At 71.7% G+C, this 13,238-nt stretch carries 11 protein-coding genes; 5 read left to right on the plus strand and 6 right to left on the minus strand.

Annotated features, from left to right (window positions below; translation table 11 throughout):
- Window positions 1-17 precede the first annotated feature (17 nt).
- Window positions 18-1,835: a glycerol-3-phosphate dehydrogenase/oxidase gene (locus EG812_RS09290; RefSeq protein ID WP_013736166.1), complete on the minus strand. Its 1,818-nt coding sequence runs from the start codon at window positions 1,833-1,835 to the stop codon at window positions 18-20.
- Between the two features lie 124 nt (window positions 1,836-1,959).
- Here EG812_RS09290 and EG812_RS09295 point away from each other — a divergent pair, with 124 nt between their 5' ends.
- From EG812_RS09295 to EG812_RS09305, 4 genes are all read left to right on the plus strand, one after another.
- The gene (locus EG812_RS09295; RefSeq protein ID WP_126711329.1) at window positions 1,960-4,368 is read left to right on the plus strand and encodes a S8 family serine peptidase; all 2,409 of its coding nucleotides are present in this window, start codon (window positions 1,960-1,962) and stop codon (window positions 4,366-4,368) included.
- Window positions 4,369-4,494: 126 nt separating this feature from the next.
- A complete protein-coding gene (locus EG812_RS29925) occupies window positions 4,495-4,626 on the plus strand; it encodes a hypothetical protein (protein ID WP_013736168.1) in 132 nt (43 codons plus the stop codon).
- A 43-nt stretch (window positions 4,627-4,669) separates the two neighbouring features.
- Window positions 4,670-5,605, plus strand: coding sequence for a GNAT family N-acetyltransferase (locus tag EG812_RS09300; protein ID WP_013736169.1), 936 nt, complete (start codon window positions 4,670-4,672; stop codon window positions 5,603-5,605).
- Between the two features lie 88 nt (window positions 5,606-5,693).
- Window positions 5,694-5,936 (plus strand): hypothetical protein, encoded by a 243-nt coding sequence (locus EG812_RS09305; protein ID WP_013736170.1) that lies wholly within the window; start codon window positions 5,694-5,696, stop codon window positions 5,934-5,936.
- A gap of 66 nt (window positions 5,937-6,002) precedes the next feature.
- Here EG812_RS09305 and groL read toward each other — a convergent pair whose 3' ends face one another.
- The 3 genes from groL to EG812_RS09320 all read right to left on the minus strand — a co-directional run bounded on the left by groL (window position 6,003) and on the right by EG812_RS09320 (window position 9,554).
- The gene (gene groL / locus EG812_RS09310; protein WP_013736171.1) at window positions 6,003-7,625 is read right to left on the minus strand and encodes a chaperonin GroEL; all 1,623 of its coding nucleotides are present in this window, start codon (window positions 7,623-7,625) and stop codon (window positions 6,003-6,005) included.
- A 275-nt stretch (window positions 7,626-7,900) separates the two neighbouring features.
- Entirely contained in the window at window positions 7,901-8,803 is a 903-nt protein-coding gene (locus EG812_RS09315; RefSeq protein ID WP_013736172.1) for a hypothetical protein, read from the minus strand.
- Between the two features lie 547 nt (window positions 8,804-9,350).
- Window positions 9,351-9,554: a cold-shock protein gene (locus tag EG812_RS09320; protein ID WP_013288855.1), complete on the minus strand. Its 204-nt coding sequence runs from the start codon at window positions 9,552-9,554 to the stop codon at window positions 9,351-9,353.
- A gap of 219 nt (window positions 9,555-9,773) precedes the next feature.
- Between EG812_RS09320 and EG812_RS09325 the strand changes: the two genes are divergently transcribed.
- Window positions 9,774-10,304 (plus strand): GNAT family N-acetyltransferase, encoded by a 531-nt coding sequence (locus tag EG812_RS09325; protein ID WP_126711330.1) that lies wholly within the window; start codon window positions 9,774-9,776, stop codon window positions 10,302-10,304.
- A 143-nt stretch (window positions 10,305-10,447) separates the two neighbouring features.
- Here EG812_RS09325 and paaN read toward each other — a convergent pair whose 3' ends face one another.
- Window positions 10,448-12,124, minus strand: a complete 1,677-nt coding sequence (gene paaN / locus EG812_RS09330; protein ID WP_199743833.1) for a phenylacetic acid degradation protein PaaN — start codon at window positions 12,122-12,124, stop codon at window positions 10,448-10,450.
- A 53-nt stretch (window positions 12,125-12,177) separates the two neighbouring features.
- Window positions 12,178-13,194, minus strand: a complete 1,017-nt coding sequence (locus EG812_RS09335) for a GNAT family N-acetyltransferase (RefSeq protein ID WP_126711332.1) — start codon at window positions 13,192-13,194, stop codon at window positions 12,178-12,180.
- Window positions 13,195-13,238 lie beyond the last annotated feature (44 nt).

Consider the following 13,238-nt stretch of genomic DNA (forward strand, 5'->3'; position numbering starts at 1 on the left):
TACCCGAAGCGGACTGCTCAGCGTGGAAGTCCGGCATCGTCGGCACCCCGGTCGGCGGCGTAGCCGCGCACGTCCGGCGCACCGAGCCGGGCCGCGTCGGCGGTCGCGTCGTCCGGCATCAACTGCGACTGCCGTTCGGCCATCACCCGGGCCCGGTAGTGCGCCACCTCCCGGGCCCGCCGGTCGGCGTCCCACCCGAGCACCGCGCCCATCAACTCGGCCGTGTGCTCGGCCGACTCCAGGCCCCGGTGGGTGGTCTCGAACGAGATCCGGGTACGCCGGGTCAGCACGTCCTCCAGGTGCAGCGCGCCCTCGGCCCGAGCCGCGTAGGTCACCTCGGCCGCGAGGTACTCCGGCGCCCCGGCCAGCGGAGAGGCCAGCAGCGGATCCGCGTCGATCAGGGCGAGCAGATCCAGGGTCAGACTGCCGTACCGTTCGAGCAGGTGTTCCACCACGCCGACCGGCAACCCGTGCCGGCGGGCCAGGTCGGCCCGGTCCCGCCACATGGCCGCGTACCCGTCGGCGCCGAGCAACGGCAGGTCGGCGGTACGCGACGGCCGTGGCCAGCCGAGCCGACGCGCGGCCTGGTCGACCACGTCGGCGGCCATCACCCGGTAGGTCGTGTACTTGCCCCCGGCGACCAGCAGCAGGCCGAGCATCGGCTCGATCACCGCGTGTTCCCGGGACAGCTTGGAGGTGGAGTCCGCCTCGCCGGCCAGCAGCGGGCGCAGCCCGGCGTAGACCCCCTCGATGTCGGCGGTGGTCAGCGGCCGGTCGAGCACGGTGTTGACCTGCCGCAGCAGGTAGTCGATGTCGCTGGCGGAGGCCGCCGGGTGGGAACGGTCCAACCGCCAGTCGGTGTCCGTGGTCCCGATGATCCAGTGCCCGCCCCACGGGATGACGAACAGCACGCTTGTCGCCGTCCGCAGGATCAGCCCGGTGTCCCCGGTGATCGCCGAGCGGGGCACCACCAGGTGCACGCCCTTGGAGGCCCGTACCCGGATGCCGGGGCGCAGCCCGACGTCGTTGAGCATCCGGGACATGTCGTCGGTCCACACCCCGGTCGCCGCGATCACCGATCGCGCCTGCACCTCGAACTCGGCGTCCGGGGAGCCGGCCGGCGCCTCCAGGTCACGGATCCGCACCCCGGTGACCTCCCGGGCCTGCCGGATCAGGCCGACCGCCTGGGCACTGCTGACCACTGTCGCCCCCAGGCTCGCGGCGGTGCGGGCCAGGGTGACCACCAGCCGGGCGTCGTCCACCTGTCCGTCGTAGTAGCGGATCGCACCGGCCAGCCCGTCGGCGCGCAGGCTCGGGAAGATCCGACGGGCCCCCTCCCGGCTCAGGTGCCGGTGCAACGGCATGCCCCGACCCCCGCCGAACAGACCCGCGAAGGCGTCGTACGCGGCCACCCCGGCGCCGTAGTAGGCCCGCCGGACGATCCGGGCGGGCAGGCCGCGTACGCCGTCACCGGCGGGCAGCGGCACCAGGAACGGCACCGGGCGTACCAGGTGCGGCGCCAACCGGGTGGCCAGCAGCCCCCGCTCGGTCAGCGCCTCGTGCACCAGGTTGAACTCCAACTGTTCCAGGTAGCGCAGGCCGCCGTGGATCAGCTTGCTGGACCGGCTGGAGGTGCCGGCCGCGAAATCCCGCGCCTCCACCAGGGCCACCTTCAGCCCTCGCGACGCGGCGTCGACGGCCGCGCCCGCACCGGTCACGCCACCGCCGATGATCAGCACGTCGAAGCGCTCGGCCCGCAGCCGACGCAGATCGCCGGCCCGACGGGAGGACGAGAGTTGTCCGGCGACGGATCGCAGTACGTGTGGATCGCGCATCGCTCCACCGTAGCCGTCCCGCCGTACCCGCGACCTTCGCCGCCAGGGCTGGCCCGGTCCCTCCTCGTCCACCCTTCGTGCCGAGCCCACCGGCCGGGTACTGCCTGCGTCGTAGGGTGTGCGGATGCGGGCGGACTACTCATCCGGCAGTGCCAGCAGCCCTGGGGCGGTCGTCGCCACGGTGCTGATCGGCTGCTGGGCGGTCGGGGTCACCGTCGTGTCGCAGACCGGCGGGTGGGCGGTCGACCAGGTGCTGCTGCTCACCGCACTGGATCGACTGGTGCTGCTCTGGCCACTTGTCAGTTTGCTCACCGTCCTCGCGATCGGCACGGCCGCCCTGCCGCTGGCCATGGTGCCCCGCTCGGCGACGATCCGGAGCACCGGTCGGGTGTGGCTGGCCGGGACGCTGACGCTGGGCGTACTCGGGCTGTTGCGTGCGATCCCCCCGGTGCACCACGAGGCGTACCTCGCCGCGCTGGCCGTCACGGCCACCCTGCTGGCGCTGGTCGCCAGGTGGGTGTCGGGCCGGGTGGTCGGGGCCGACCGGTGGCCGGCACCGGCGCAGCCGCGCGCCCTGCGGCCATCGGTGGCGACCTGGCTGGCGCTGGCCGCCGGGCTGGCCCTGCTGGTGCCCTGGGTCTGGCTGGGCGCGCTCGGTGGTCTGCTGGAAACCGTAGTCGCCGGGCTGGCCGCAGCGGCCGTCGGAGCGCTGGCGGCGGCGTTGCTCGATGCCCGGTTCTGGGGTCACTTCACCGGTGGCCAGCCGCCCCGACCGGCTCGACTGGTCCTGCTGGGTGGGCTGGTCGCGGGGGTGGTGCTGCTGCTGGTCGGTGCCGGCACCGGCCAGTCCGGTGCCCAGTTGCCGCTGCTGGTGGCGCTGCCACCGGTGGGCTTCGCGCTTGCCGCGCTGCACGCGCTGACCCGTCGACACCCCCGGACCGCGGGCCGCACCTGGACCGCCTGGCTGGTCGGGCTCACCGTGTTCGGTCCGCTGGCGTTCACCGACCCGGAGGAGATCAGCCTGCTGCTCGCCAGCACCCGGGACGTGCCGTTCTGGGTGGCGGTCGCCACCGGTGCCGGGCTCGTCGTCGCGCTGGTGCTGGCCATCGCGTACGGCCTGCTGCTGGCCCGTCCGGCGGCACGCCCGCCCCGCCCCGCGCTGGCCGGGCTGACCGCGCTGGTCCTGCTGGTCGCGGTCGGTGCGATCGGAGTCGGGGTCGGTCAGCCCGGCCTGCACGGTGAGCGGCTCTTCGTGCTGCTGCACGAACAGGCGGATCTCGCCGACCTGCCGGCCGGGACGGGTAAGGCAGGCCGCGACGCCCGCGCCGAGCAGGTGTACCGGCGACTGGTCGCCACCGCCGAGCGGACCCAGGCCGAGTTGCGTCGCGACCTGCGCCGGCTGCGCCTGGAACACCGGCCGTACTACCTGGTCAACGCGATCGAGGTGGACGGTGGGCCGGTGGTACGGGCCTGGCTGTCCAGCCGGCCCGAGGTGGCTCGGGTGCTGGTCAGCCAACGGTTGCGCCCGTTGCCCGCGCCCGCCGCGCCGGCGGTCGGTGACGCACCGGCACCGGACGGCCCGCCCTGGAACATCACCATGATCGGCGCTGACCGGGTCTGGTCCGCGCTGGGCGTCACCGGGGCCGGGGTGACCGTGGGCAGTTCCGACTCCGGGGTGGACGGGCGGCATCCGACGCTTGTCGAGAACTTCCGGGGCGGCGACGATTCCTGGTTCGATCCGTGGAACGGCACCCGTACGCCGACCGACCGCAGCGGGCACGGCACCCACACGGTGGGCAGCGCGGTCGGCCGGGGCGGCATCGGTGTCGCGCCGGGGGCGAACTGGGTGGGCTGCGTCAACCTCGACCGCAATCTCGGTAATCCGGCCTCCTACCTCGACTGCCTCCAGTTCATGCTGGCGCCCTTCCCACCCGGCGGTGACCCGTTCACCGACGGTCGGCCGTCCCGCGCACCGGAGATCCTGACCAACTCGTGGGGCTGCCCGCCGATCGAGGGCTGCGATCCGGGAGCGCTACGACCGGCCACGGACGCGCTGGAGGCGGCGGGGATCCTGGTCGTCGCGGCGGCCGGCAACAGCGGACCGCTCTGCGATTCGGTACAGGACCCGCCCGCGCCGTACCCGGACGTGCTCACCGTCGGCGCGGTGGATCAGCGGCGTCAGGTCGCCGCCTTCTCCTCCCGGGGCCCGGCGCCCGGCGGGGTGGCCAAACCGGACCTGATGGCCCCGGGAGCGGACGTGCTCTCCGCGATGCCCGGCGGCGGGTACGCCACCCTCGACGGCACGTCCATGGCCACCCCGCAGGTGGCGGGCGTGGTCGCGCTGATGTGGTCGGCCGATCCGAATCTGATCGGCGACCTCGATCGGACCCGGCAACTGCTGCGCGACACGGCCACCGTCGTGCCGACCGGTACCGATTCGGCGGAGCGGACCGACGCCTGCGGTGGTACCCGCAACGTGATCGGCGCCGGCCTGGTCGACGCGTACGCGGCCGTACGCGCCGCCCGCGGCTGACCTCACGCAATGTGAGCAGCTCTCGCCACGGGGTCACAAACGGTTCGTGAACTGCTATCTTGCAGGCTCATGCACGGTCATTCACCCGGGGCTCCCCTGGCGCCGTCGGTTGCCCGGTGGCGCGGCATGGCGCTGCTGGTCCTGCTGGGCGTGCCCGCCCTCGTCGTGGCCCTGTGCTGCGGAGTGATCCAGGTGGTCACCAAGTCCAGCGTCGACGACCCGTTGAGTGTTCGAGGCGGCATCAGCACCTCGCCATGAGCGAGCCTGACGCCGGATCGGTGATGATCTAGGGTCGACAACCATGGATACCGAGACGACCGTCTCCGAGTTGACCCTCGAACGGGTTCCCGAGGTGGTGCGGCTGTGTCGACGGGCGCTCGACCTGCCGGAGGACGCGACCGAGGCCGAGCCGCTCGTGACGACCCTCTGGGTACGCGCCGAGGCCGACCGGACGGTGCGGGCGTTCGGGGCCTACCGGGACGGTGAGTTGATCGGCGTACTGATCTGTTCGTTGGCCGACGGTGACAGCCGCACGGGGCACGTGGACCTGGTGGCTGTGGAGCCACGCCGGCGGCGTCAGGGCGTCGGCCGGGCGCTGCTCGGGCACGCCGAGCAGGCGCTTGCCGAACTGGGTGCGGTCGAGGTGCTTCTCGCCGGAAATCCGCCGCACTACGCCTGGCCCGGGGTCGACGTCCGGTACACCCCGGCGGTCTGCCTGGCCCTCGCCCTGGGCTACACGCAGGACCGCACGGCCTGGAACATGACCGCCGACCTGTCGTACGACGGGTCACCGGCGCTGCGCTCCACGGAGGCCGCCGAGACCCGCCTCGCCGGGCAGGGGGTGACCGTACGCCGTGCCGAACCTGCCGACCTGCCGGCGCTCGCCGCCTTCGCCCGCACCACCTTCGGCGGTTCCTGGGACGCCGAGTTGGCCGGCTCGCTCGGACGCCCGGACGCCGGCTGCCACCTGGCCGAACGCGACGGCGATCTGCTCGGCTTCGCCGCCTACGGCTCGGCGCGGCCGAGCTGGTTCGGGCCGATGGGTACGGCCCCCGCAGCCGAGGGATCCGGCATCGGTGGCGTCCTGCTGCGGCGCTGCCTGGCCGACCAGCGGGCCGCCGGGATCGAGGCCGCGCAGATCGGCTGGGTCGGTCCGGTGCCGTTCTACTCACGCAGTGCGGGAGCCCGGATCGAGCGGGTGTTCTTCCTGTATCGCAAGAGCCTCGGCTCGGCATAACCGGGTGAAAGGCGCATAGTCGCCGATAGCGCCGTTCGCCCGCCCGGGTCATCGACGCCCCTTACCGTTCGGTATAGAGGAGGCAGCCATGACCACGGACGACGATCAGGCCTCGGAGGCGTTGCCTGCCGGCTGGGCCCCGGTCCACGACCTGCCGGGCACACTGCCGATCAACCGGCTGGACTACGGCGACGCCGAGCAGCTGGCGGAGATGACCGGGACGACCGAAGCACCCGAGGAGCCACTCATCCTGGTGGACGAGCCGGTGCCACACCGTCCGCCGTACGGCCGGGCGCAGAAACGGCGCAACCAGCGCCCGTTGCCCCGATAGCGAAGTTGCCCGGATAGGAAAAGGGCGGACCGCTGACGCGGCCCGCCCTTCAGGTTGGAGCTGGACTCAGAAGTCCATGTCCCCGCCACCCGGGCCAGCCGGAGCGGCCGGGGTCTTCTCCGGCTTGTCCGCCACCACGGCCTCGGTGGTGAGGAACAGCGCGGCGATCGACGAGGCGTTCTGCAGCGCCGAACGGGTCACCTTGGCCGGGTCGATGATGCCGGCGGCCAGCAGGTCGACGTACTCGCCGGTCGCGGCGTTGAGGCCGTGACCCGCGTCGAGGTTGCGAACCCGCTCGACCACGACGCCGCCCTCAAGGCCGGCGTTGACGGCGATCTGCCGCAGCGGGGCGTCCAGCGCGATCTTGACGATCTGCGCACCGGTCGCCTCGTCGCCGGTCAGGTCCAGCTTGTCGAAGGCGGTCTTGCCGGCCTGCACCAGCGCCACACCACCACCCGGGACGATGCCCTCCTCGACGGCGGCCTTGGCGTTGCGCACCGCGTCCTCGATGCGGTGCTTGCGCTCCTTGAGCTCGACCTCGGTGGCCGCGCCGACCTTGATCACCGCAACACCGCCGGCCAGCTTGGCCAGGCGCTCCTGCAGCTTCTCCCGGTCGTAGTCGGAGTCGCTCTTGTCGATCTCGGCCCGGATCTGGTTCACCCGGCCCTGGATCTGCTCGGCGTCACCGGCACCGTCGACGATGGTGGTCTCGTCCTTGGTCACCACGACCTTGCGGGCGCGGCCCAGCATGTCGAGGCCGACGGCGTCCAGCTTGAGGCCGACCTCCTCGCTGATGACCTGGCCACCGGTGAGGATGGCGATGTCGGTCAGCATGGCCTTGCGGCGGTCACCGAAGCCCGGCGCCTTGACGGCGACCGACTTGAAGGTGCCCCGGACCTTGTTGACCACCAGGGTGGCCAGGGCCTCGCCCTCCAGGTCCTCGGCGATGATCAGCAGCGGCTTGCCCGACTGCATGACCTTCTCCAGGATCGGGAGCAGGTCCTTGACCGAGGAGATCTTGCTGTTCGCGATCAGGATGTACGGGTCGTCGAAGACGGCCTCCATACGCTCCGGGTCGGTCATGAAGTAGGCCGAGATGTAGCCCTTGTCGAAGCGCATACCCTCGGTGAGCTCCAGCTCCAGCCCGAAGGTGTTGCTCTCCTCGACGGTGATGACGCCTTCCTTGCCGACCTTGTCCATCGCCTCGGCGATGATCTCGCCGACGGTGTTGTCACCGGCGGAGATGGAGGCGGTGGAGGCGATCTGCTCCTTGGTCTCGACGTCCTTGGCGAGCTTGAGCAGCTCCTCCGAGACGCTCGTGACCGCAGCCTCGATGCCCCGCTTCAGGGCCATCGGGTTGGCGCCGGCTGCCACGTTGCGCAGACCCTCGCGAACGAGAGCCTGGGCCAGGACGGTCGCCGTCGTCGTGCCGTCACCGGCCACGTCGTCGGTCTTCTTGGCGACCTCCTTGACCAGCTCAGCGCCGATCTTCTCGTACGGGTCCTCGAGTTCGATCTCCTTGGCGATGCTCACACCATCGTTGGTGATGGTGGGGGCACCCCACTTCTTCTCGAGCACCACGTTGCGGCCCTTGGGGCCGAGGGTCACCTTCACGGCGTCGGCGAGCTGGTTCATGCCCCGCTCGAGGCCGCGGCGCGCCTCTTCGTCGAACGCGATCATCTTGGCCATACGGCGTTGTCCTCCTGGACACTCACGGGCCACCCGAGTGTGTGCCCCGGATGAACCGTCTGGTGTACGCACCTTGGGACGTCGCCACCTGGCGACGACGACGTCTCCTCGGCCGGGCCGGATAGCCCGCGACGACCGGCCACGTGCCTCACCCGCGGTTATGCCACGAGCGCGGCCGCAGCCCCACCGTCCCGACCAGTTGGCACTCACGCTATGCGAGTGCCAATGACTTGTTTAGCACTCTCACCTGCCGAGTGCAAGCACGATGGCCCGGTTCAGCCGAGTTCGGCAGCCAGTTGCCCGCTGTTCACCGGGCCCTCGTGAGCCCGCTGTTCGGCGTACGTGACCAGCAGCCCGACCAGTTGGGCCAGGTATGCCGGCAGTCCCACCAGCGCCGCCCCGACGATCACCAGGACCGCGCCGACGGCGGTGTCCACGGCTTCGAGCGGCGCGGTACCGAACGGCATGAGCAAGACCCCCTCCACCACGCCGGCGACGAACCCGACAGCGATCACCACGCCGGCCGTCAACGCCACCCGGCCGAGCAGCAGCCCCAGCCGGTCGCGCAGCATCCGGTGCGAGCGGCCGAACGGGTCGCGGCGCTCGAAGAGGTAGACCGGGCCGGCCATGGCCAACGCGAAGCCCGCGTAGACACCGGGCAGGAAACAGAGGCAGAAACCGAGGAGCACGATCAGGGTGAGCAGCAGCGTCCAGCCCCAGAGGCCGAACGCCCGGCGCATGCCGTAGCCGAATGCGCCCCCGAGGCTGACCTGCGCACCGGCCGCCTGCCGGGCGATCACCCACGTGCCGGCGGCCCACCCGACGCACTGCACCAGACCGAAGATCAGGCTCCCGGCGACCAGCACTCCCATCCACTTCGCCAGGTCGACACCGAAGTTGGCGGGCAGGGCCGCAGAGTCGGCGGCGAGCTCGGCCTCCCAGCGGGCCGACGGGTCGAAGATCAGCCCGAGCACCGACAGCGCCGCCGCCGGCAGCACCTGGGTCAGCACGACGATCGGCAGCAGCAGGCTCCAGCCCCGGCGCACCGCACCCCAGCAGCGGCTGAACCAACCATTGAGACCCGCACCCGGCGGAGTGACCAGGGCATCGGCGGGATCGAACCCGTACGCCGCCGGGTCGTACCAGCCTTGGAAGGGCTGGCCGGGATAGACCGGCACCGACTGTTGAGGATGGCCGACCGGCTGGCCGGGATAGGCGGGATACCCAGCCCAGGGCGGCGGACCACCCGGCGCCCCGCCCGGCGGCGGACCGTACCCGCCCGGTGGCGGGGCAGCAGGCTGGCCGTACCCGCCGGTTGGCTGGCCGTATCCGACCGGGGGCTGGCCGTATCCGGGTGGCGGCGGGCCGTGCCCGGCTGGCGGTGCGGCAGCGGGCGGGCCGTATTCACCCGGCGGCGTCGCGAGGGCTGGGCCGTACCCCTGCGGCGAAGGGGACGGCGGGCCGGCGGTGGCCGGGTCTCGTTGCGGCGAGGCAGGTGCCGTCGGGTCGGTGGGCTGCCAGCTGGAAGCACCGACGGACGGGGCCGATTCATCTGGTGACGAATGCGGTGGACCTGCCGGGGGCGGCTGGTCGGACATGAACCCTCCTCAGCGACAGCTGGTTCCGGCTCACGATCTTCCCTTGTGAGGTATCCGCACCGCAGCCCCCCTCCGGCCGCGACCACGCCACCCGTACCGGCGGTCTGCCGGCGTGGGTGGAACGCACTCAGGCGATGACGCGTACCCGCTCGGCCTGGGGGCCCTTCTGGCCCTGGGCGATCTCGAACTCCACCCGCTGGCCGTCGTCCAGCGCCTTGTAGCCGTCCATCTCGATCGCGGAGAAGTGAACGAACACGTCCTGCCCGCCGTCGACGGCGATGAAGCCGTAGCCCTTTTCGGCGTTGAACCACTTCACGGTGCCCTGTGCCACGGTGTTGTCCTCACTCTGCGCGGCGTTCCACTACCTCCGGGCCGGGCCGGCGGCACGCCGGGACGGCCCGAAACTCACCGTCTTCGGCAGTCATCGACGACCACGGAATAGGGTGACCGAAATCGCACGGTACACGAGGCGTGACGGCGGCGCACGACCACAAATCGGACATATTCTGACCAGCGACATCGTCGCTCGTCATTGTGATAGGTATGCGACATGATCAGCGCCCCGGGCGATGAGGCCCCCCTGCGGGCCGAGGTACGGCGGGTCCGCCCCACGGACGCCGCCCGGATGCGCGCGCTGCGTCTGGAGATGCTCGCCGACGCGCCGCTGGCCTTCCTGGAGACGCTCGCCGAGGCCGCCGCCCGCCCGCACGCGGAGTACGCGGCCCGGATCCGTCAGACCTCGACCGGCCCCACAAATGCCCAGTTCGTCGCCGATCCGGGCGGCCGCCTGGTCGGCCACATAGGCGGCGTCGCCCACCCCACCGAGCGCGGGGTCACCCTGATCTACGCGGTCTACGTGACCCCGATATGGCGCGGCACCGGCCTGCTCGCGGACCTGGTGACGGCGGTGGCAGCCTGGTCCCGAGCCGAACGGCGCGACAACCTCATGCTCGAAGTGGTGGTCGGCAACGACCGCGCCTACCGGGCGTATCAGCGACTGGGCTTCGTCGACACCGGCCTACGCGTCCCGCACCCCACCATCCCCACCCTCCGCGAACTCCAAATGCGCCGCCCCGCCTGACCACCACACCCACCGCACCCCACCCGGCATCGCCGGACGCAGCCCGACCCGGCAGGGGTTCCGGGGCAGCCCGACCCGCGCAGGGATCAAGCCTGACCGCCCGGAGCGGGTCGGGCTGCCCCGGAACCCCCCACCGCAACCACCTACGACGAGTGCCGACGACTCTGCACGATCCGGAACCGGTTCGCCACGTACGCCCCGTCCGTCAACGCCGCATTGGCCGCCGCGTTCGCCCCACTGCCGTGGAAGTCGGAGAACGCCGCCGACTGGTTCACGAATACCCCGCCGGTGAGGTTGGCCGACAGGTGCACGCCGACCTCGATCGCGGCGTTCTCGGTGGCGGCGAGCACCGACTCGTCGGTGGAGTAGACCGCCGCCGTCAGGGCGCCCTTCTCCCCCACCGTCGAACGCAGGATCTCCAGGCTGTGTGCGGTGGAGTCGGTGGCGATGGCGAAGGAGATCGGCCCGAACCACTCCCGCGAGTAGGTCGCGGTGTCGCCCGCGTCCAGCTTGACGATCGTCGGCGTACGCACGACGGCGCCGGGGTAGGCCGGGTGCTCGACGGTACGGGACTCCAGCACCGGCTCGCCGACCTTGGTGACCTCGTCCAGCCGCTCCAGTACGCCGTCGTTGACGATCGCGCCGGTCAGCTCGACACCCCGGGCGGGGTCGGCGGTCAGCTTGCCGACGGCGGCGGCGATGCCGGCGGCCACCTCGTCGAAGCTCTTGTGCCCCTGGTCGGTGTCAATCCCGTCCCGGGGGATGAGGATGTTCTGCGAGGTGGTGCACATCTGGCCGCTGTAGAGGACGAGGGTGAAGCCGAGGTTGCGGCACATGCCGGCGAAGTCGTCGGTGGAGTCGATGACGACCGTGTTGAGGCCGGCCTTCTCCGTGTAGACGGCCGCCTGCCGGGCATTGGCTTCGAGCCAGTCGCCGTACTCGGTGGAACCGGTGAAGTCGACGATCTTGACAGCCGGGTGCAGGGCCAGCGTGGTGGCCAGCTTCTCGTCGGCGGCCTCCGGGGCGAGCAGCACCAGGTTCGGGTCGAAGCCCGCCTCGGCGAGCACCTCGCGGGCGTACCGCACGGTGATGGCCAGCGGCAGCACGGCGCGCGGGTGCGGCTTGACGACCACCGGGTTGCCGGTGACCAGGGAGGCGAACAGACCCGGGTACGAGTTCCAGGTCGGGAAGGTGTTGCAGCCGATGACCAGGCCGACGCCGCGGGGCACCACGTGGAAGGTCTTGGTCATCCGCAACGGGTCGCCCTTGCCGGCGGCCTTCTCCCAGCCGGCGGTGCCCGGGTGCCGGGTCATCTCGGCGTAGGAGTAGGCGATCGCCTCCAGGGCCCGGTCGAGGGCGTGCGCGCCACCGGCCTGGAAGGCCATCACGAACGCCTGACCGCTGGTGAACTGCACCGCGTTGGCCAGCTCGAAGACGTTCTTGTGCAGCCGGTCGAGAATCTCCAGGCAGACGCCCGCCCGGGTCTGCGGCCCGGCGTCGCGCCAGGCGGGCAGTGCGGCGGACGCGGCGGCGACCAGCTGGTCGGCGGTGGCGTGCGGGTAGGTCACGTTCAGCTCGACGCCGAACGGGCTGGTCTCGGTGGCGATCCACTTGCCGTCGGTGGGCTGGTCGAGCGGGAAGTTCCCGCCCAGGTACGCCTCGAAGGCGGCCTTGCCGTCGGCCGCCGCGGTCTCGCCGTACACCCGGGGGCTCGGTGATTCCGGGTAGGCGGACCAGTACCCGCGCTCCGTGATCGCGGTCAGCGCGCGGTTGAGAGTTTCGGCGTGCCTGTCGTAGTGGGGGTGCGGGGTGTCCGTCATGCCCGCCATCATGCAACAGGAAGCCCCGCGATCAGTAGAGGGCTGTCACAAACTCAGAGGGTCAACTGCCAGTCCGCGGCGCTTTCGGCCACCCGGTAGCCGAGCTGTTCGTTGATGTTGACCATGTGGTCGTTGACCGCCGCGTTCCAGGTGTCGATCACTCGCAGCTCCGGTTCCTGCGCCAGCACCTGACGCAGGTTCTCGATCTTCACCAGCAGGCCGAGGCGGTGCCCACGGTGTGCCGGGTCGACGATTGTGATCTCCTGCGAGGCGTACCAGTTCGTGAACGGGCCGGTCTGGATCATCGTCCAGGCGACCAGCCGCCCGGTCTGCTCGTGCACCGCCCCCAGGTGGTAGCGCCGCCGACCGCGCAGCGCCTGGAACCGCTCGATCTCGCGGATCCGCGCGGCGTCCACCCGCTCCGCCTCCATGGCGAGATCGCCGGTAGGGGCGTCGACGAGCAGCCGGGCCTCCAGCCGGGCCACGTCGGCCACGTGCTCCTCCGGGGCCGCACCCTGCCACGCCACCGTGCGGTAGCCGGCCGCCCGGGACCGGGCCTGCTCGTGCAGCGCGGTGAGCGCCGCCTCGTCCAGCCCTGTGGTGTCCAGCCGGCGGCGCACCATCGGCAGGGCGGCCTGCGCGCCGACCGCCGCCGCGAACGCCGCACCGGGCGGCTGCCGGTCCTCTCCCGGCGGCACCCCGTCGACCTCTGCGATCAGGTGTTTGCGGCCGTGCCCGAGGGCCACCTCCCGGGCGTGGGCGAGCAGGGCTCGGCCCACCCCGCGCCGCCGGTGAGCCGGGTCGACGAAGAGTTCGACGAGGACGGTGCTGGTGTTGTCCAACTGCGGCAGGCGTAGCCACAGATATCCGACGGCCTCGCCGCCCCGTCGGGCCAACGCGCGATGGATCAGATTGCCGTACGGCGGATGGGCCGCCACCAGGCCGAACTCTGCGCGGTCACCGGCCGGCACGTCAGGCGTGTCGACCACCTGGGCCGCCACGCGGATCCGGTACGCGTCGTCCAGCGCCGCCTCGTCGGAGGGGTCGAACGGGGCTACGGCGATATCCATGGCCGCGAGCCTGCCCGCCGCCGCCCGGCCCCGCCACCGGTTTT

This window comes from Verrucosispora sp. FIM060022 (assembly GCF_003977705.1).
GTDB lineage: Bacteria > Actinomycetota > Actinomycetes > Mycobacteriales > Micromonosporaceae > Micromonospora > Micromonospora gifhornensis.

Excerpts from the sequence above, each read along its gene's own strand:
- EG812_RS09290 (WP_013736166.1), bottom strand. The coding sequence starts at position 1,835 with ATGCGCGATCCACACGTACTGCGATCCGTCGCCGGACAACTCTCGTCC.
- EG812_RS09295 (WP_126711329.1), top strand. The coding sequence starts at position 1,960 with ATGCGGGCGGACTACTCATCCGGCAGTGCCAGCAGCCCTGGGGCGGTC.
- EG812_RS29925 (WP_013736168.1), top strand. The coding sequence starts at position 4,495 with ATGGCGCTGCTGGTCCTGCTGGGCGTGCCCGCCCTCGTCGTGGCCCTG.
- EG812_RS09300 (WP_013736169.1), top strand. The coding sequence starts at position 4,670 with ATGGATACCGAGACGACCGTCTCCGAGTTGACCCTCGAACGGGTTCCC.
- EG812_RS09305 (WP_013736170.1), top strand. The coding sequence starts at position 5,694 with ATGACCACGGACGACGATCAGGCCTCGGAGGCGTTGCCTGCCGGCTGG.
- groL (WP_013736171.1), bottom strand. The coding sequence starts at position 7,625 with ATGGCCAAGATGATCGCGTTCGACGAAGAGGCGCGCCGCGGCCTCGAG.
- EG812_RS09325 (WP_126711330.1), top strand. The coding sequence starts at position 9,774 with ATGATCAGCGCCCCGGGCGATGAGGCCCCCCTGCGGGCCGAGGTACGG.
- paaN (WP_199743833.1), bottom strand. The coding sequence starts at position 12,124 with ATGACGGACACCCCGCACCCCCACTACGACAGGCACGCCGAAACTCTC.
- EG812_RS09335 (WP_126711332.1), bottom strand. The coding sequence starts at position 13,194 with ATGGATATCGCCGTAGCCCCGTTCGACCCCTCCGACGAGGCGGCGCTG.